Raw genomic sequence first — 17336 nt, forward strand, 5'->3', positions numbered from 1 at the left:
CATAAAGTTACACACCCCCCACCACACACACAAATCCCCAGGTCAATGCAGTGATCAACCTGGGGAAGGAACATGGTGGCAGCTATTGACTGACCCGCTCGATGGTCGCCCCCAGGGACTGGAGGTTCTCGACGAAGCTCGGGTAGCCACGGTCGATGTGGTGGACATCGTGGACGGTGGTCACACCGTCCGCCAGGAGAGCCGCGAGCACCAGGCCGGCGCCGGCACGGATGTCGGAGCTCCACACCTCTGTCGAGGAGAGCTGCTCAATTCCGTGGAGCACAACATGGTGACCATCCACGGTGGCGTGGGCCCCGAGTCGCTGCATCTCATCGACGAAGCGGAAACGGGACTCGAAGACGTTCTCGGTGATGACGCTCATGCCGTCGGCGATGGCGGAGATGCCGATGGCCATCGGCTGGAGGTCGGTGGGGAAACCGGGGAACGGCAGGGTCTGGTAGTCCACAGCCATGGGCCGACGGTCCATCCGTACGCGGAATCCGTTCTCGTAGGTCTCCACCTCTGCCCCGGCAACCTTGAGCTTCTCCAGCGCCAGATGCAGGTGGCGGGGAGAGATCCCGCCGACGGTGACGTCTCCGCGGGTCATGGCTGCGGCGTAGGCCCACGTGCCGGCGACGATGCGGTCGCCCATGACCTCGTGCTCGGTGGGCTCGAGCCTCTCCACGCCCTCGATGGTGATGGTGGAGGTGCCGGCGCCGTCGATACGCGCGCCCATGGAGTTGAGCATCTCGCAGAGATCGGCGATCTCCGGTTCACGCGCGGCGTTGTCCAGGACCGTGGTGCCCTCGGCGAGCACGGCGGCGGTGAGGATATTCTCCGTTGCTCCCACTGAGGGGAAATCGAGGGCGATCTTCGCGCCCCGTAGGGATTCGGCCTCCGCGACGACGGCACCGTGGGAGATGCGGGTGGTGGCACCGAGCTTCTCCAGACCGGACTGGTGCATGTCCAGGGGGCGGTTGCCGATGGCGTCACCACCCGGCAGCGCCACCACTGCCCGGCCACAGCGGGCGGTCAGGGGGCCGAGGACACAGACAGAGGCACGGAACTGACGTACGGCGTCGAAATCCGCGTCAGATTTCAGTTCCGCGGGAGTGGTGATGCGCACGACGTCACCGTCCAGCTCGACCGCGCAGCCGAGGCCCTCGAGGACGCGCTGCATGAGTGGGACGTCGAGAATTTCGGGGCAGTTCCTCAGCGTGGTGGTGCCTTCGGCGAGCAGAGCCGCCGCCATGAGCTTGAGGACGCTGTTCTTTGCGCCACTGACTTTGACGGCACCCTGCAGGCGAGCGCCACCGCTGACAAGAAATCGATCCTTCACGATTCCCGAGAATAGCCGAGTCCGCCCGCCCCTGACGTCAGGGCAGCGCGCCGATGCGACGTGCGGCGTTGACCGCCTCGTAGCGGGTATGGGCACCCAGCTTGCGCATCACGGAACGCAGGTAGGACTTCACCGTCTCCGCCCCGATGCCCATCTCCTCGGCGGCCTCGACGTTGGTGTGCCCGAGCGCGACACACGACAGGACATCCAGCTCCCGGGCGGAGAGCTTGGTGGACTGCTTGACGCGGACGGGTGAGACCATCTGATCACACAGCTGCTCGAGCTCCTTGCGGAGCATCTCGTCCTCGACACGGTTGGCCAACATGCGCAGCTTCGAATGGGTGGAGCGGACCTGCTCCCACTCCGCGCCGTTCATCACGCGGCCCGATTTCGCGGCACCGGCCTTGCCGCCCTCCGCCCGCCGGAGGGCGGAGTTGACCGCCAGGTCCTGCTCCAGGGTGCGCGCCGTCATGGTGACCTCCTCGATCACCTTGTCCCCCAGGCGGACGGGAGAGTGCACGCCCACGTAGAGGACACCGCGGATCTCCCGGTTGACGATCACCGGCACCGCCACGATGGAGTGGAGCCCCTCATCCTGGATGGCACGGTCATTCTCGTGGGAGATGATGTTGGCCCGCGTGTAATCGGAGACGCCGACGGGACGGCGTGTGGTGACCACGCGGCCGCCGACGCCGGAGCCGGGCTCCATGATGAGGTTCTGCAGCGCGGGAGTGCGCAGCCCCACCCACTGGGTGACCTGCAGCCGGTTGTCCGGCAGCAGGGTTGCATACATGGTGACCGGTATGCCGGTCGCGGTCTTCAGAGACGTGAGCGCCGCCCGGACGGCCTCGTCGTCATCCTTGATTCTCTGCGAATCCATCCTGAATCGTCCTCCTCCGGGTACACCCGTCAGGTGCACCCAAGGCACACATCAACGGGGGTAACTATCTTCTTCAGATGGGCATTATAACGCTACTTCGGGGGTAAGGGGAATTCGATTGCACAGATCACAGTCCCACCCGCAGCAAAGTGGTGGTACACCTGCAGGGGGTGATATGTCCACATCGGGCAACACCCCCGCTCGGCGACCAAAACCGTCCGGTCTAAACTATCCATACCGGACTGTCTAGTGCTGTGGTGTACCATGGCACGCAGCAACGCACACGATTCCAAGGAGAAACAGCCTCATGGCCGTATACGACAACATTCTCGACACCATCGGGAACACCCCCCTGGTCCGCCTGAACGGCATCACCGAGGGCCTCGGTGCCGAGGTGCTGGTGAAGGTCGAGTCCTTCAACCCGGCGAACTCCGTCAAGGACCGCATCGGCAAGGCAATCATCGAGGCCGCTGAAGCCGACGGCTCCCTCAAGCCCGGTGGAACCATCGTCGAGGCCACCTCCGGCAACACCGGTATCGCCCTGGCCCTGATCGGTGCCGCCCGCGGCTACAAGGTCATCCTCACCATGCCGGAGACCATGTCCAACGAGCGCCGCGTCATGCTCCGCGCCTACGGTGCCGAGATTGTCCTGACCCCGGGCGCCGCCGGCATGCAGGGTGCTGTCGACAAGGCCAACGAGATCGTCGCCGAGCAGGAGAACGCCATCCTGGCCTCCCAGTTCGCCAATCCGGCCAACCTCAAGATCCACCGCGAGACCACCGCCGAGGAGATCTGGAAGGACACCGACGGCAAGGTCGACATCTTCGTCGCCGGCGTCGGCACCGGCGGCACCGTCTCCGGTGTGGGCCAGGTGCTCAAGGAGCGCAAGCCGGAGGCCCAGGTCTACGCCGTTGAGCCGGCCGCCTCCCCGCTGCTGTCCGCAGGCAAGGCCGGCCCGCACAAGATTCAGGGCATCGGCGCCAACTTCATCCCGGAGGTCCTGGACCGCAAGGTTCTCGACGACGTCATCACCGTCTCCAATGAGGACGCCATCGCCGTCTCCCGCGAGCTGGCAGTCAAGGACGGCATCCTGGGCGGCATCTCCACCGGCGGCAACGTCTGGGCCGCCCTGGAGCTGGCCAAGAAGCCGGAGAACGCCGGCAAGACCATCGTCACCGTCGTCTGCGACTACGGTGAGCGTTACGTCTCCACCATCCTCTACGAGGACATCCGCGACTAGGACTGGGTACACTCTGGGCCATGCTGTTGCTGAGAATCGCGAAGACCATCCGCGAAGACCTCCAGAATGCGCGCGAACACGATCCTGCCGCTCGCGGTGATGTCGAGAACGCCATCGTCTACTCGGGGCTCCACGCAATCTGGGCGCACCGGGTGTCGCACTGGCTGTGGAAGCGCGGACTACGTGGCCCCGCCCGCATCCTCGCTCAGCTCAACCGCTTCTTCACCGGTATCGAGATCCACCCCGGTGCCACGATCGGCCGCCGTTTCTTCATAGACCACGGCATGGGCATTGTCATCGGCGAGACCACGGAGATCGGTGACGGCGTGATGCTCTACCACGGCGTGACCTTGGGCGGTCAGGTACTCACCCAGACCAAGCGTCACCCGACGCTGGAGGACAATGTCACCATCGGTGCCGGCGCCAAGGTGCTGGGTCCGATCACCATCGGCGCCGGCTCAGCCATCGGCGCCAACGCGGTCGTGACCAAGGACGTGCCGGCCGATCACATCGCCACCGGCATCCCGGCGAAGAACCGACCCCGCAGGCAGAGCGAGCGGATCAAGCTCGTCGATCCTGACTACTACGCGGCCGAAGATCCGGTCGACTACAGCATCTGACGGCCGAAAATGCCCCGGGAGATTTTTCTTCCGGGGCATTCTTCATGACCTGATCCTGCTTGGCGACGTCACGGGTTCCGGTCCTCACACAGGTCCCGGTAGTCCTCGTTCTTCTTGATGAAATGCGCCACAGCGGAGCACGAGGGGGTGATGGTCGCCCCTTCCTCGCGCGCATGGTCAAGCGCCGCCCGGATCAGCGGGACGGACAGGCCCCTCCCGCGGAAAGCCTGGTCGACGACGGTGTGGTTGAAGTCCAGGACATTGCCTTCCCGGGGGACGTAGGAGGCATAACCGGCCTCCCGACCGTCGACGATGATCTCGAAACGGTTCCTGCCCTCGATGTGCCTGATCTCGTAGTTCTGCTCAGTCATGTGGTGGAGTCTCCTGCCTGGGTCGCGTGTGCATATGGTGGGTCCGCTACACAGCCCAGTATGCCCACGCCTCTCGTGTTCTGCCAGGGAATATTTCCGCTGGCGAGGCAGGGACGTGAGGGAATAATTATACTATCTTTACACCCATAGTTAACTGTGGGATAATTTATCTATAAATTCGAGGCGAGAGGCTAGATCCACACATGACGGATCCGCGAAATGCATCTGGCATCGAGGGCATCTCAGGCAGCCTCTATGATGTCAACTCCAGCGATCCCCGCAGCGAGCTGGTTGACCGCTCTGCCCTGGATCCGGAGGACGTCCATCAGATCACCCGGTTGATGAACGCCCTCTCAGGGCTGCGCGAGAAAGAGAAGGCGCTCGCCGATGCCTCCGAGAAGTACATGAGGCTGAGCACGCAGGACATGCGCGCCCTCCATTTCCTCATCGTCGCCAATCACCGGGCCGAGGTGGTCACTCCAGGCATGCTCGGCACCCACCTGGAGATGTCCCCCGCATCCATCACCAAGCTGCTCAACCGCCTGGAGAAAGGCAGTCACATCATCCGCCAGGTCCACCCGGTGGACCGTCGGGCCTTCTCCATCGAGGTGACCCAGGAGACCCGCGCCTCCGCCATGGAGACCGTGGGCAGGAAACATGCCAAGCGCTTCCAGGCCGCCGCCCGGCTCAGCCGCGAGGAACGTCAGGTGGTGATCAACTTCCTGGAGGACATGGCGCAGGAGTTGGCCCTGGACGATGTCGACTGGACAGAGGGGAACTGAGAAACGGCCACCTGCCGGAGCAGGTGGCCGTTTCCATGGTCCTAGAGGGTGCAGAGCGGTGCGACGTCCTTGCGCCCCTCAGCCATGGGCACGGTGAGGAAGGAGCAGGACCACCAGCCGCGGGACTCAACGATGGAACGCACCTCCGACCACCGCTCGGCACTCAGGTTGGGTGTGCGGGAGAGCACGAAGCCTGAATTGCGGTTGGGGTCACCGACAATGGCCAACGAATACCCCTCATCCAGGTAGGTGACCCGGTAGTTGGTGGGGCCGTCCGGATCCTGGAAGGGCACGTCAGGGAAGTTCACCCGCAGGGAGGCGTCGGAGCGCACCGAAGCGGTCCCCTCGATGACAGAGGGACCGAAGAAGGTCCCGCAGGAGTTGCGGACCGAGATGGTGGAGTCGTCGAGCGCCGCATATTCAGCGGTGGTGTCGCTGGCACACTGCAGGGAGTAGGGCTGCGGCAGGGCAGCGACCTGGTACCACTTGCCGGCGTATTCATTGAGGTCGACCTTGAACCCCACTTCAGGCAGCTCATTGCCGGGGACGGATGAACCGGTGGGGAGGAGCTGGGAGGAACCGCCCCCGACGCGCCCGCCGTCGAAGATGTCCTGAGCCTGGGACGCCGGAGCAGCCAGGGTGGTGAGAAGTGCTGCGGCCCCGAGGCCAGCGAGGAATTTCCTCATTATTTATCCCTTCAGGTAGTTATATTATCTAGAAGTGTAATACATGTGACTCGCAGTTTCCTGCATTCCGGAAAATCACCCCCACCCCCCGAGTGTCGCCAGCCACTTCCCTGAACAGCCCCACCCCTATGGCCACGCCGGAGCAGAATAATTTTCCCGATTCTCTTGCTTAGAATCAGATATTAACTTAGAGTAAACATTATCCACTACTGAAAGGTTTCATCATGAAACGAGTAATTGCCGCCACCGGTGCCCTCAGCATGGCGCTCCTCCTCGGCGCCTGCGCCTCCGAGGACAACGAGACGACGGCAGGTACAACCGCCGAGACCACCACCGAGGTCACCACCTCCGAAACCACGACTGAAGAGACCACGACAACCACTGCGGCAGCAGAGGGCGACGACATCGTCGACACCGCCGTGGCGGCCGGTCAGTTCACCACCCTCACCACTGCCCTCCAGGAGGCGGGCCTGGTCGAGACCCTCAAGGGCGACGGGCCGTTCACCGTGTTTGCCCCCACCGACGAGGCCTTCGCCGCCCTGCCGGAGGGCACCCTCGACACCCTCCTGGCCGATCCTTCCGGCGATCTGACCGAGATCCTGACCTACCACGTCATCCCGTCTGAGGTCTTCGCCGCCGACGTCGTGGAACTCGACGGCCAGACCGTCGAAACCGTCCAGGGCGCCAGCCTGACCGTGAACGTGGACGGCGAAAACGTCTCCCTGACCGACGTGGCCGGCAACACCATCAATGTCATCGACACCGATATCGATGCCTCCAACGGTGTCATCCACGTCATTGACGGTGTCCTCATGCCGACCCCGTAGGCCGACGCAGAGCCACACCCCAGCCCCCACCACACCACCCCGGTGGGGGCTTTCCGCCTCCCGGAACCGCACGCAGAAAAGCCCCCACCGATTTTCACCGGGTGGGGGCTTGAACTGTGGCCAGAGCCAGGATCGAACTGGCGACCTTCCACTTTTCAGGCGGACGCTCTACCGACTGAGCTATCTGGCCGAAGACTGCCGCTAGAGACAATCTCTGCGACCCTGACGGGACTTGAACCCGCGACCTCCGCCGTGACAGGGCGGCGCGCTAACCAACTGCGCCACAGGGCCTTACTACTAATGTGCTCAGGACTGGTCCTTCGCAACGAGATGTAACATTACACAGAACCAGACATCAATGACAAATCGCCAGGTCAGGGCGACTTTCCCGCACACTTACCGGACATGCACAAGACCCCCGGCCGCTTCCGTTAGGAAACAACCGGGGGTCTTCGCTACTGCGACCCTGACGGGACTTGAACCCGCGACCTCCGCCGTGACAGGGCGGCGCGCTAACCAACTGCGCCACAGGGCCTTATTCTTTTCTAGAGGCAAGCCTCTGTACCCCCAACGGGATTCGAACCCGTGTCGCCGCCGTGAAAGGGCGGTGTCCTAGGCCACTAGACGATGGGGGCCAGTCAATTTTCCAGAAGCGCTCTGGGACGTGCGACTGACAAGAAGACTACTGCATTCGGTGTGAAGAACAAAAACCGCTGGCCCCGGCGTGTTTTCACGTACCAATCTGATCTACCCTGGAAACATCAGGACGAATCAAGAACAGGCGGAAAACCATGAGCCAGAACAATGACCAGACCAGCTGCTCCTGCCATGAGCCGAACGTCCACGGCTACAACGAGAACAAGGCGAAATACCTCGCCCGCCTCAAGCGGATTGAGGGCCAGACCCGTGGCATCCACCGGATGATCGATGAGGACCAGTACTGCATCGACATCCTCACCCAGGTCTCCGCGGTGACCTCTGCCCTGGAGAATGTCGCCCTGGCACTGCTGCAGGACCACATCTCCCACTGCGTTGCCGGGGCCGCGAAGGCGGACGGGGAGGCCGCGGATGAGAAGATCCGGGAGGCCATGAAGGCCATCCAGAAGATGGTGAAGTCCTGACGCGGTTCTAGCCGAAGGTCCTGTCCGCGGACTATTCTGGGAGGAAGGAACACAGTTCCCCGGAAAGGGCCGCCATGGACCTGGTAGTGGAGACAGTCGGACTGACCAAGAGCTTCGGTCCGGTCCGTGCGTTGAATGAACTCGATCTCACGGTGCAGACAGGTGAGGTGCATGGTTTCCTCGGGCCGAATGGCGCCGGGAAGTCAACGGCACTGCGCATCCTCCTGGGTATCCTGCGGCATGACACTGGTTCTGTGCAGGTGCTCGGAGGCGATCCCTGGCGCAATGCCGTGGATCTCCACCGTCGAATGGCGTATGTACCCGGTGACGTCCAGCTGTGGCCGAATCTGACAGGTGGGGAGGCCATTGATCTGTTCGCCCGGTTGCGGGGCGGGTTCGACAGGGCCCGGCGCGACGAGCTGATCGAGCGCTTCGACCTGGATCCGGGCCAGAAGGGCCGGACTTATTCGAAGGGGAACCGGCAGAAGGTCGCGTTGATCTCGGCCCTGGCCTCCGATGCGGAGCTGCTGCTTCTCGACGAGCCCACCTCCGGTCTCGATCCACTCATGGAATCGCAGTTCCAGGAGGTCATCCGGGAGATGAAACAACGCGGTCACACGGTGCTGCTGTCCAGCCATATCCTCGCTCAGGTGGAGGCTCTGGCAGACCGCATCTCCATCATCCGGAAGGGACGGATCGTCGAATCCGGTTCCCTGCTGGACATGCGTCATCTCAGCCGCACGGTGGTCACCACCCTGACGGACCGGCCGATGGATGAGCTGGTCAGCCATGAGGGGATTTTCAATGCGCACCGGGAGGGCGAACAGGTGCGGTTCGACGTCGACACCGAGCACCTCCCCGAGGTCATGCGTCTGCTCGCGGCACTGGAGGTCCGTGCCATCACCGCCTCCCCACCCTCCCTGGAGCGGATCCTGCTGCGTCACTACGGGGACGAACCATGACCGGTACCGGCACGCTACTGCGCCTCATGCTCCGCCGCGACAGATGGCGCCTCCCCGCCTGGGTGCTGGGACTGTCCCTGCTCATGGCCTATTTCTCCACGGCGCTGGGAACCGTCCTCGATGGGGAGAGTCTGGTCGGCCTGGCCCAGCTGGCGTTGAGCCCTGTCACGGCGCTGGTGGGCGGGCCCAGCTACGGCCTCGACGAGGTCACCGTGCCGCGTTTCCTGGCCGGACTCTACGGGGTGTACCTGATGCTGGGTGCGGCGCTGATGTCGATGCTGACCGTCTCCCGGCACACCCGCGCGGAGGAGCAGAGTGGACGGGCGGAGCTCGTGCTCGCCGGTGTCGTGGGCCGTCATGCGCAACCCGCCGCCGCGCTGATCCTCACGGTGGTTATGAACCTCCTCCTGGCGGCGCTCATGACCGGGGTGGTGCTCACCGCGCCGATCGAGCCCGCCCCGGAGGTGGCATCGACGATCCTGTTCACCAGCAGCATCGCGGCTGCGGGCATCGCCTTCGCGGGGGTCGCCACCGTCACGGCGCAGTTGTCGCCCTATTCCCGGACCTGCACCTCGCTGGCCGGGCTGATTCTGGCGGTGTCGTTCGTTGTCCGCGGTCTCGGCGACATGTCCCGGGTGCAGGGCGGAGACCTGGCGTGGTTGTCGTGGCTCTCCCCCATCGGCTGGGCGCAGCAGACCGCCCCCTACACCCTCGACCGCTGGTGGCCGCTGCTCCTGCCGCTGGTCTTCTCCGTGCTCGCGGTGGCGCTGGGATCCCGGTTACGCGCCCGGCGTGACATGGCCGCAGGTATCATCGCTGATCGACCTGGCCGCACGCAGGCGGCCACCTGGCTGGGTTCTCCCCTCGCGTTGGCGTGGCGGCTCCAACGGGGCACGATCCTCGGCTGGTCGGTGGCGATGCTCACCGCCGGCCTGGTCTTCGGGGCCTTCACCCGCACCATCGCCGACACAGCCGGGGACATGCCCGTGGAGATCCTGGCGGTTCTCGGCGGGGCGATGGGCATCACGGAAGGTTATCTGGGCTTCATGGGGGTCTATTTCGCGGTGATCATCTCCGTGTACGGCATCCTCGCAGTCACCGCGCTGCGCGCGGAGGAGGCCGGGTACCGCACCGAGCCTGTCCTCTCAACGGCTGTGGGACGCCGTGCCTGGTTGCTGTCCTGGGTGGGGGTCGCCGCGGCCGGCGCCTTCTGGCTGTGTCTGCTCGCCGGTTTGGCGGAGGGTGTGGGGGCCGGACTGGTTACCGGCGAGTGGTCGCTGCTGGGGCCCACTGTCCTGGGTCACAGCGTCCAGTTCGCGCCTGTGTGGCTGTTCATCGGCCTGGTCGCCGTGCTCTACGGTCTGGCGCCCCGCATGACTGGCCTGGCGTGGCTGGTGTTCATCAGCGGCAGTGTGCTCATCATGTTCGGCCGGATGATTGAGCTCGACCAGGTGTGGCTCAACCTCTCCCCCTTCGAGCACGTCGGCCAGCATCCGGCGACCGAGGTCGGTTGGACAGGTGTGGTGGTACTGGCCGGCATGGGCGTGCTGCTGGCTCTGCTCGGTGCCCTTGCTTTCCGACACCGCGACCTCACCGCCTCCTGACCCCCGCCCACCGGTTCACTCAGCGTCTCTCCGGCCGTCGACCTGCCCCAACAGCTCACGCCCCCGCTCCAACGCAGGCAGATAAGTCTCATTGGCCACGGTTTCCAGGTCCTGCACCATGTCCCGCAACAGCTCCGGGATCATCGCCGAGTCCGCCCCGTAGAGACCGATTTCCCGGATCACCCCATAGAGCATGTCCGCGATCCTGGGCGGCTGATGGACCACCCTGACCTGTCCGTCATCATCGGCGATATACGGGCTGGGTTCAGTTGCAGTGACCAGGTAGCGGAAAACCCGGTGGATCTCATGGACGCACTGGACTGCCGTAACCGGATCGTTGATGCCGGGAGAAAGGGCGCGATCAGCGATGTCGACGAGCTGCCGGAAGCCGAACGCGAGATCCTGCTCCAGTTCCCGCTCCGTCCGCACCTCAACGGCGGCACGCAGAATCCGTCGGTCCCGGTCGCTGAGCTCCCCGTCCCACCAGACCCGCAGCAGCGGCTGGCCCTCCACCAGGAAATCCCCCACCGGGCGGTCAACAGTGATCACCGCTTCCTGTTCCGTCGCCCAGGCCACCAGTTTCCGGTAGTTGATCCACACCAACGATCCGTGTCTGTCTGCAAGGACCTCCGCCCGGGGGTCGCCGGGGCGCGGTGACCAGCCGGGCCCCTGGACAGCGCCGGCATCCTCGTTCTGCACCGGGTAGAGCCGCTCAGCCAGATCTCTCGTCTCCTCCCCGATCTCCGAGATCGCGTTGGCCACCCGCATCGAAAAGGTGATCAGACGGATGAAGGCGAGGAAAAACCCCAGGCAGCCGAGCACCAGCAGAAAGGCGACCGTCACTGATGCGCGGGGGACAAATCCGGTGATGTCCTCATCCTCGCTCCACACGTACCGGATGACCGTCAGGGAGAACACGAAGGTACCCAGGAAGATGCCCAGGGTGGCCTGCACGATGCGGTTGCGCAGGAAACCGTTGAGCATCCGGGGACTGAACTGGCTGCTCACCAGCTGCAGCACGACCAGGGTGATGGAGAAGATGAGACCGGCGACTGAGATCGTGGATGAGGCGATGGTGCCCAGCACCTCACGGGCTGCATCGGGCCCACCCTCGAAGACGAACCTCAGCGCGGGGTCAGATAATCCCCGCTCCCAGGTGGGTAGGAGAAAACCGAGAACGAGGGCCACTGCCACGCTCACCGCCGGAATCGTCCAGAAAGGCCGCCAGATCCGATCCCACCACGTCAATCGGGGAACACCCGGGATCGAACCTCGGATGCGGAAGCTCCCGGAGGTTCCTGCACCGCCATGGCTGTTCTGGGTCACAACCTAATTGTGGCACTGATCAGTGCGGTCTGTCCGGAAAAAGGGCCCCCACCGCGTGTGCGGTGGAGGCCCTTGCCTGGGAAGAACACCCCGGCCGATGAATCAGTGGGCCCCGCGGGGCTCGAACCCGCGACCTGCGGATTAAAAGTCCGTAGCTCTACCAACTGAGCTAGAGGCCCGTGGGAACGATATTAGTGTGCCGCCCCCCAGGAACGGAAACCGCCCCTCCGGAGGAGGGGCGGGACGTCGATAAGCAGGCGTCGGCTACTTCTTCATGGAGCCGGTCTCGAGGAGACGCTCGTGGAAGGAGAAGGCGGTCGCCAGGTCGTGCGGGGTGTGCTGGAACTTGGACTTGCTGGCACGCTCGACGTACTCCTCGAGCAGCGGGCGGTAGTCCGGGTGTGCCACAGCGATCATCTTCTGCACGCGGTCACGCGGAGCCAGGCCACGCAGGTCGGCGACACCGTACTCGGTGATGACGACCATGGCGTCGTGCTCGGTGTGGTCGGTGTGGGAGGCGAAGGGGACGACCGAGGAGATCGCACCGTTCTTGGCGTCCGACGGGGAGATGAAGGTGGAGACGCGCGCGTTGCGGGTGAAGTCACCGGAGCCGCCGATGCCGTTCATGATGCGCTGGCCTGCGACATGGGTGGAGTTGATGTTGCCGTAGATGTCGGCCTCGATCATGCCGTTGGAGGAGATCAGGCCCACGCGGCGGATGACCTCCGGGTGGTTGGAGACCTGCAGCGGGCGGGTGATGATGTGCTTGCGGTAGCGCTTGGCTTCCGCGTTCATCTTCTCCGCGTACTCCGGGGACAGGGAGAAGGAGGTCGCGGATGCCACAGACATCTTGCCGGCGTCGATAAGGTCGACCATGCCGTCCTGGATGACCTCGGTGTAGGCCTCGATGTTCTCGAACTTGGAGTCCAGCAGGCCGGCCATCACGGCGTTGGGGACGTTGCCCACGCCGGACTGCATGACGTAGCTGTCGTAGGTCAGACGACCCCCCTGCACCTCACCCTCGAGGAAGTCGAGGAAGTAACCGGCGATCTGCTTGGACTGCTCGTCCACCGGCTTGAAGGGGGCGTTGCGGTCCGGCGCGTTGGTCTCCACGACGGCGACGACCTTGGTCACGTCGATGTCGATGTAGGTGGTGCCGATGCGGTCGCCCGTGTGGACGATCGGGATCGGGGTGCGGTTCGGCAGGTGGCCGATGCGGTGGATGTCGGCCATGCCCTCCAGGTCGAGGGACTGCCACTCGTTGACCTCGATGATGATCTTCTTGGCGTTGTCCAGGTAGTCGACGTTGTTGCCCACGCCGGAGGACGGGATCAGGTGGCCCTCCTCGGTGATGCGGGTGACCTCGACGATGGCGACGTCCAGCTGGCCAAAGAAGCCGTGCTCGACGTACTGGCCGGAGTGGGACAGGTGGATGTCCTGGTACTTCATCTCACCGGAGTTGATGGAGTTACGCATGATGGGGTCCGACTGGTACGGCATGCGGTAGTTGATCGCGCCGGCCTCAGCCATCACGCCATCGCAGTCCGGGGCGGTGGAGGCACCGGTGAATACGTCGATCTTGTAGCTGTCGCCCTTCGCCTGCGCATCCTTGGCGCGGTTGGCGATCGCGGTCGGCAGCGCCTTCGGGTAGGCGGCGCCGGTGAAGCCGGACATACCGACCTTGGCTCCGTTGTCGATCAGCTGGGCTGCCTCATCGGCGGACATGATCTTGCCGCGCAGCAGAGCGTTGGCGATCCGATCGGACATGTAGTTCCTCCTGATTGTCCGGGCCACACGCATGGGTGTGCCCCGTTATGTCTGTGAGCGATGTTCGGCTGGCACCGACCCCGACCGACAGTGTCGGGTCGGTAACATTTTTGCCGTTTAGTTATGGTGACCACACTAGCGGATCCGATGTGGACCCGTGGAAATGCAGGTACCCGTATCAATGGTACGACACCGCCTCAATGTTAAGGCATGAGCTGCAGGAATCCAGGGGATCCGCGGTCCCCGGTTTGGGCGGGAACACCCACAGGGGGGAGAATGAGGGGGTGACTGTGAAGATCGGATCCCTGACGCTGAATTCCCCTGTGGTACTCGCCCCCATGGCGGGTGTCACCAACGTGGCCTTCCGTACCCTCTGCCGCGAGCAGGAGATCGAGAAGACCGGCACCGTCTCCGGCCTCTACGTCTGCGAGATGATCACCGCCCGCGCTCTGGTCGAACGCAACGAGAAGACCCTGCACATGACCACCTTCGCGCCCGAGGAATCCCCGCGCAGCATGCAGCTGTACACCACCGACCCGGAGTACACCTACAAGGCGGCGAAGATGATCGTCGACGAGAACATGGCCGACCACATCGACATGAACTTCGGCTGCCCCGTCCCCAAGGTCACCCGCAAGGGTGGCGGCTCAGCCATCCCCTATAAGCGCCGCCTCTTCGGCAATATCGTCGCGGCGGCCGTCAAGGCCACCGAGGGCACCGACATCCCCGTGACCGTGAAGTTCCGCGTCGGCATCGACGACGAACACCACACCCACCTGGATGCCGGCCGCATCGCCGTCGAGGAAGGTGCCGCCGCCGTGGCGCTGCATGCCCGTACCGCCGCCCAGCGCTACTCCGGTGCCGCCGACTGGTCCGAGATCACGCGCCTGGTCGAGCATCTCGACGGCACCGGTATTCCCGTCCTCGGCAACGGTGACATCTTCGCCGCCGGGGATGCCCGCCGCATGATGGACGAGACGGGTTGCGACGGCGTGGTCGTCGGCCGTGGCTGCCTGGGCCGGCCGTGGCTGTTCGCCGAGCTCTCCGCCGAACTGCGCGGCGAAGCCCTGCCCCCGGCCCCCACCCTCGGCGAAGTCATCCGCATCATCATCCGCCACGCCGAACTGCTCGCCGAGCATGATGGCGAGGCCCACGCCTGCCGCGACCTGCGCAAGCACATGGGCTGGTACCTGCGCGGTTTCCCGGTGGGCGGTGAACTCCGTGCCAACCTGGCACGTATCTCCACTCTCGCGGAACTGCGCGAGCAGCTCTCCCCCTGGGCGGATTCCCCGCTGATCGCCGAGGATTCCGACGGTGCCCGCGGCCGGCAGGGCTCTCCCTCCAGGGTTGCGCTCCCCGACGGCTGGCTCGATGACCCGGAGGACGCCACCGTGCCCCAGGGCGCGGAAATCATGCACTCCGGCGGCTAGGCGCGGGGGCCCGAACAGGCACGATGCCGCGCATGCTCATATGATGGTGGGCATGCGTATCGCCTACCGGGAACATCTGGACAACTTCGCCCATGACCTCATCGTCATGTGCGACACGGTGCGCTCTCTCATGGCCGACGCCTCCGACGCCCTGCTGCGGGCCTCCCTGGAGTCCGCCGAGGATGCTCTGTCCAAGGCTGACAACCTCAACGAGATCCGCCTGCGTTGCGAGGATCGCGCCGTCGCACTCCTCGCCCTCGAGGGACCCGTCGCCCGCGATCTCCGGCAGGTCGTCTCCTCCATCTACATCGTCGAGGACTTCGCCCGGATGGGTGCACTGGCGATGCACGTGGCCAAATCCGCGCGCCGCCGTCACCCCGACAACACCCTCCCCCAGCCACTGATCGGCTATTTCCAGGAGCTGGCACGCCTGGTCGATGAGATGAGCGACAAAACCCGCGACATCCTCGTCGACCCGAACGCCGATGTCGCCCTGGTCCTCGCGCAGGACGATGACGCCGTCGACGATCTCCACGGTTACATCCTCACCATGCTCACGCAGCGCGAGTGGCAGCACTCCACACGTGAGGCCGTGGACGTTGCCCTCCTGGCCCGTTTCTACGAGCGTTACGCCGACCACTGCGTCAACGTGGCCGCCCGCATCGTGTACCTGACCACCGGCCTCAGCCCGGACGAGTACATCGAGAAGAAGGAGCGCGACCAGGCCGAGGCCGATATCGCAGCCCGCTTCGCCGAACTTGAACGTCAGTTCTCCCGGGGCCAGGACTGACACCCGCTTATCGACGCCCCCTCCCACCCCGGGTCATCCTCCAGGTGCCCGGGGTCAGTTGTCACTGGGGTGGTGGGTCTTCGGGTGGGGCTCGGTCGGGGCCGTGGTCGGCCTCGTCCCTGTTGATGGTCTCCTCCAACCGGGCGTGGGCCTCCGCCCGGGCCGGGGCTCCTTCCTGGTACGTCTCGAATTCCTGTGCCGCCGCGCGGGCCGCGGCCCGCTCAGCCCGACGCTGGCGGCGTTGCGCGTAGGTCTGCACCCAGCGTTTCTCCGCAGGCGCCAACGGCCCCTGCGCATGATCCACCGCCCAGGTGCCGTCGGCAAACAGCCAGAACACATCCCCGGTCACCGGATCCAGCAGATAGTGGGCCTGAACATCGGTCTTCCGGTTGTGGTGGTGCCGGCACAGCATGACCATATTCGCCGGTGTCGTGGGGCCACCCTCATGGTGGTTGATGCGGTGGTCATTATCCCCACCGAGTGCGGGTTTCCCGCAGCCCGGCCAGCGGCACGTCCAGTCCCGGCCCACCAGATACGCCCGGATCGCTTCGGTGGGGGTGTAGGAGTCGGTGTGGGCTGTGGCCGCCGCATCCATGTCGGTGGTCTTCGTTGAGATGGCCAGCAGACGTTGTGCTGCCTGTTCGGTGAGCACACCCGCCAGGGGGTGGAACACCGGCGCACCGGTGATGTCCTTCGCTGTGTACAGGTGCGTGGTCACCGAGGTGGTGGCCTGACCCAGCAGCAGCATGACCATCGCCCTGGCCTGGCTGACACCGGCTGCTTTGGCGACCTGCCACACCGCATCCCGGATCAGAGTGCCGGTGGCCTGATCAACGGAGAGCTCAAAGCGGGTGGTGCCGTTGTCCTCCGTGTCGATCCACACCCCTGGTGCCGGGGTGTCACCCAGTGGTGGCAGGGAGCGCATGAGTTCTACCGGGTCGAGACAGGGCTGCGGGCGTGCCGCAGTATCCTCCCCGTCCCCGTTGTTCCCGTCGTCCCCGTCGTCGTCGTTGTTGTTCCCCTGGTTCCCCTCGGAATCGCCCTCCCCGGCATCCCCCTCAGAATCCTCCTCCGGCTCTGGTGGTGGGTCGGGTTCCGGGACCGGGGGCCAGGCGGGGTGGTCGTCTGCTTCCTGCAGGGTGGTGATGGTGGTGGCCACGACCTGCCGGATGCGGTCGGGTTTGAGCAGCAGCTGGTGCGCCCTTCTCGGTGTGGCCAGGCGTTCGACCAGGGCCTCGTCGAGGATCTCCCAGAAGTAGGGGTCGTCCTGGAGACGCACCGGTGCTCTGGTGGCGGCCCGGTCGATGACCGAGAGGTAGAACATGTCGAGCACCCAGGTCTCCTCCACCAGGGCCCGTAGGCGGGGTAGTCGGTCGAGGGTGGTCAGGGCGTCAAGGTTGGTGGTGAGATTGCCTGGCAGGATGCCGGTGGAACGGGTGAGTCCGGCGAGCAAGGTGGTCCAGTCGATGGTGTCGAGTTGTTCGGGTGTGGGTTGGATGGCCCGCCAGAACCGGTAGTTCCCGGCGGTGTTGATGGTGCGTGCCACCGCGTGCGGGTCGGCCTTGTTGAGCACACTCCATGACGGTTGCAT

At 64.7% G+C, this 17336-nt stretch carries 16 protein-coding genes and 5 tRNA genes; 9 read left to right on the plus strand and 12 right to left on the minus strand.

Going from position 1 to position 17336, the window contains the following annotated elements:
* Positions 1-82: 82 nt before the first annotated feature.
* Both murA and ramA read right to left on the minus strand, forming a co-directional pair.
* On the minus strand, positions 83-1339 hold the full coding sequence (gene murA / locus NYP18_RS13270; protein WP_259428678.1) for a UDP-N-acetylglucosamine 1-carboxyvinyltransferase: 1257 nt from the start codon (positions 1337-1339) through the stop codon (positions 83-85).
* A gap of 37 nt (positions 1340-1376) precedes the next feature.
* Entirely contained in the window at positions 1377-2219 is an 843-nt protein-coding gene (ramA, locus tag NYP18_RS13275; protein ID WP_259428679.1) for an acetate metabolism transcriptional regulator RamA, read from the minus strand.
* Between the two features lie 307 nt (positions 2220-2526).
* On the opposite strand from ramA, the gene cysK reads away from it, so the two are divergent.
* Complete coding sequence (cysK, locus tag NYP18_RS13280) at positions 2527-3459, plus strand: cysteine synthase A (protein ID WP_259428680.1); 933 nt, start codon at positions 2527-2529, stop codon at positions 3457-3459.
* Positions 3460-3479: 20 nt separating this feature from the next.
* The gene (gene epsC / locus NYP18_RS13285) at positions 3480-4079 is read left to right on the plus strand and encodes a serine O-acetyltransferase EpsC (protein ID WP_259428681.1); all 600 of its coding nucleotides are present in this window, start codon (positions 3480-3482) and stop codon (positions 4077-4079) included.
* A gap of 68 nt (positions 4080-4147) precedes the next feature.
* On the opposite strand, the gene NYP18_RS13290 is transcribed toward epsC, so the two are convergent.
* Positions 4148-4450 carry a GNAT family N-acetyltransferase gene (locus tag NYP18_RS13290; RefSeq protein WP_259428682.1) on the minus strand — a complete coding sequence of 101 codons (303 nt, stop codon included), beginning with the start codon at positions 4448-4450 and terminating at the stop codon, positions 4148-4150.
* Between the two features lie 203 nt (positions 4451-4653).
* Here NYP18_RS13290 and NYP18_RS13295 point away from each other — a divergent pair, with 203 nt between their 5' ends.
* Entirely contained in the window at positions 4654-5232 is a 579-nt protein-coding gene (locus tag NYP18_RS13295; protein WP_259428683.1) for a MarR family winged helix-turn-helix transcriptional regulator, read from the plus strand.
* 41 nt (positions 5233-5273) lie between these two features.
* Here the strand turns inward: NYP18_RS13295 and NYP18_RS13300 are convergent, their stop codons facing one another.
* Positions 5274-5918, minus strand: a complete 645-nt coding sequence (locus NYP18_RS13300; protein ID WP_259428684.1) for a lipocalin family protein — start codon at positions 5916-5918, stop codon at positions 5274-5276.
* Between the two features lie 224 nt (positions 5919-6142).
* Between NYP18_RS13300 and NYP18_RS13305 the strand changes: the two genes are divergently transcribed.
* Entirely contained in the window at positions 6143-6745 is a 603-nt protein-coding gene (locus NYP18_RS13305; RefSeq protein ID WP_259428685.1) for a fasciclin domain-containing protein, read from the plus strand.
* 117 nt (positions 6746-6862) lie between these two features.
* Here the strand turns inward: NYP18_RS13305 and NYP18_RS13310 are convergent.
* From NYP18_RS13310 to NYP18_RS13325, 4 genes are all read right to left on the minus strand, one after another.
* Positions 6863-6935: transfer RNA gene (locus tag NYP18_RS13310), tRNA-Phe, on the minus strand.
* A 27-nt stretch (positions 6936-6962) separates the two neighbouring features.
* Positions 6963-7036 (minus strand) — tRNA-Asp (locus NYP18_RS13315).
* A gap of 170 nt (positions 7037-7206) precedes the next feature.
* Positions 7207-7280 (minus strand) — tRNA-Asp (locus tag NYP18_RS13320).
* A 27-nt stretch (positions 7281-7307) separates the two neighbouring features.
* Positions 7308-7380 (minus strand) — tRNA-Glu (locus tag NYP18_RS13325).
* A gap of 156 nt (positions 7381-7536) precedes the next feature.
* Between NYP18_RS13325 and NYP18_RS13330 the strand changes: the two genes are divergently transcribed.
* From NYP18_RS13330 to NYP18_RS13340, 3 genes are all read left to right on the plus strand, one after another.
* The gene (locus NYP18_RS13330; RefSeq protein ID WP_259428686.1) at positions 7537-7866 is read left to right on the plus strand and encodes a metal-sensitive transcriptional regulator; all 330 of its coding nucleotides are present in this window, start codon (positions 7537-7539) and stop codon (positions 7864-7866) included.
* A gap of 74 nt (positions 7867-7940) precedes the next feature.
* Positions 7941-8828 (plus strand): ABC transporter ATP-binding protein, encoded by an 888-nt coding sequence (locus tag NYP18_RS13335; RefSeq protein ID WP_259428687.1) that lies wholly within the window; start codon positions 7941-7943, stop codon positions 8826-8828.
* Positions 8825-10432, plus strand: coding sequence for an ABC transporter permease (locus NYP18_RS13340; RefSeq protein WP_259428688.1), 1608 nt, complete (start codon positions 8825-8827; stop codon positions 10430-10432). The genes NYP18_RS13335 and NYP18_RS13340 overlap by 4 nt, the downstream gene beginning before the upstream one ends.
* 15 nt (positions 10433-10447) lie before the next feature.
* Here NYP18_RS13340 and NYP18_RS13345 read toward each other — a convergent pair whose 3' ends face one another.
* The 3 genes from NYP18_RS13345 to scpC all read right to left on the minus strand — a co-directional run bounded on the left by NYP18_RS13345 (position 10448) and on the right by scpC (position 13525).
* Positions 10448-11758: a DUF2254 domain-containing protein gene (locus NYP18_RS13345; protein WP_259428689.1), complete on the minus strand. Its 1311-nt coding sequence runs from the start codon at positions 11756-11758 to the stop codon at positions 10448-10450.
* 106 nt (positions 11759-11864) lie between these two features.
* Positions 11865-11937, minus strand: a tRNA-Lys gene (locus NYP18_RS13350).
* A gap of 85 nt (positions 11938-12022) precedes the next feature.
* Entirely contained in the window at positions 12023-13525 is a 1503-nt protein-coding gene (scpC, locus tag NYP18_RS13355; protein ID WP_259428690.1) for a succinyl-CoA:acetate CoA-transferase ScpC, read from the minus strand.
* A gap of 284 nt (positions 13526-13809) precedes the next feature.
* Between scpC and dusB the strand changes: the two genes are divergently transcribed.
* Positions 13810-14955: a tRNA dihydrouridine synthase DusB gene (gene dusB / locus NYP18_RS13360; protein ID WP_259428691.1), complete on the plus strand. Its 1146-nt coding sequence runs from the start codon at positions 13810-13812 to the stop codon at positions 14953-14955.
* Between the two features lie 52 nt (positions 14956-15007).
* On the plus strand, positions 15008-15745 hold the full coding sequence (gene phoU / locus NYP18_RS13365; protein WP_259428692.1) for a phosphate signaling complex protein PhoU: 738 nt from the start codon (positions 15008-15010) through the stop codon (positions 15743-15745).
* 61 nt (positions 15746-15806) lie between these two features.
* On the opposite strand, the gene NYP18_RS13370 is transcribed toward phoU, so the two are convergent.
* Positions 15807-17336, minus strand: a complete 1530-nt coding sequence (locus NYP18_RS13370; RefSeq protein WP_259428693.1) for an HNH endonuclease — start codon at positions 17334-17336, stop codon at positions 15807-15809.

It is taken from the genome of Corynebacterium lemuris (genome assembly GCF_024919295.1).
Lineage (GTDB): Bacteria > Actinomycetota > Actinomycetes > Mycobacteriales > Mycobacteriaceae > Corynebacterium > Corynebacterium lemuris.

What these genes read in the sequence shown, in the direction of transcription:
- phoU (WP_259428692.1), top strand. Translation starts at nt 15,008, where the DNA reads ATGCGTATCGCCTACCGGGAACATCTGGACAACTTCGCCCATGACCTC.
- NYP18_RS13295 (WP_259428683.1), top strand. Translation starts at nt 4,654, where the DNA reads ATGACGGATCCGCGAAATGCATCTGGCATCGAGGGCATCTCAGGCAGC.
- epsC (WP_259428681.1), top strand. Translation starts at nt 3,480, where the DNA reads ATGCTGTTGCTGAGAATCGCGAAGACCATCCGCGAAGACCTCCAGAAT.
- scpC (WP_259428690.1), bottom strand. Translation starts at nt 13,525, where the DNA reads ATGTCCGATCGGATCGCCAACGCTCTGCTGCGCGGCAAGATCATGTCC.
- NYP18_RS13305 (WP_259428685.1), top strand. Translation starts at nt 6,143, where the DNA reads ATGAAACGAGTAATTGCCGCCACCGGTGCCCTCAGCATGGCGCTCCTC.
- NYP18_RS13335 (WP_259428687.1), top strand. Translation starts at nt 7,941, where the DNA reads ATGGACCTGGTAGTGGAGACAGTCGGACTGACCAAGAGCTTCGGTCCG.
- NYP18_RS13370 (WP_259428693.1), bottom strand. Translation starts at nt 17,336, where the DNA reads ATGCAACCGTCATGGAGTGTGCTCAACAAGGCCGACCCGCACGCGGTG.
- ramA (WP_259428679.1), bottom strand. Translation starts at nt 2,219, where the DNA reads ATGGATTCGCAGAGAATCAAGGATGACGACGAGGCCGTCCGGGCGGCG.
- NYP18_RS13300 (WP_259428684.1), bottom strand. Translation starts at nt 5,918, where the DNA reads ATGAGGAAATTCCTCGCTGGCCTCGGGGCCGCAGCACTTCTCACCACC.
- NYP18_RS13290 (WP_259428682.1), bottom strand. Translation starts at nt 4,450, where the DNA reads ATGACTGAGCAGAACTACGAGATCAGGCACATCGAGGGCAGGAACCGT.
- NYP18_RS13340 (WP_259428688.1), top strand. Translation starts at nt 8,825, where the DNA reads ATGACCGGTACCGGCACGCTACTGCGCCTCATGCTCCGCCGCGACAGA.
- cysK (WP_259428680.1), top strand. Translation starts at nt 2,527, where the DNA reads ATGGCCGTATACGACAACATTCTCGACACCATCGGGAACACCCCCCTG.
- NYP18_RS13330 (WP_259428686.1), top strand. Translation starts at nt 7,537, where the DNA reads ATGAGCCAGAACAATGACCAGACCAGCTGCTCCTGCCATGAGCCGAAC.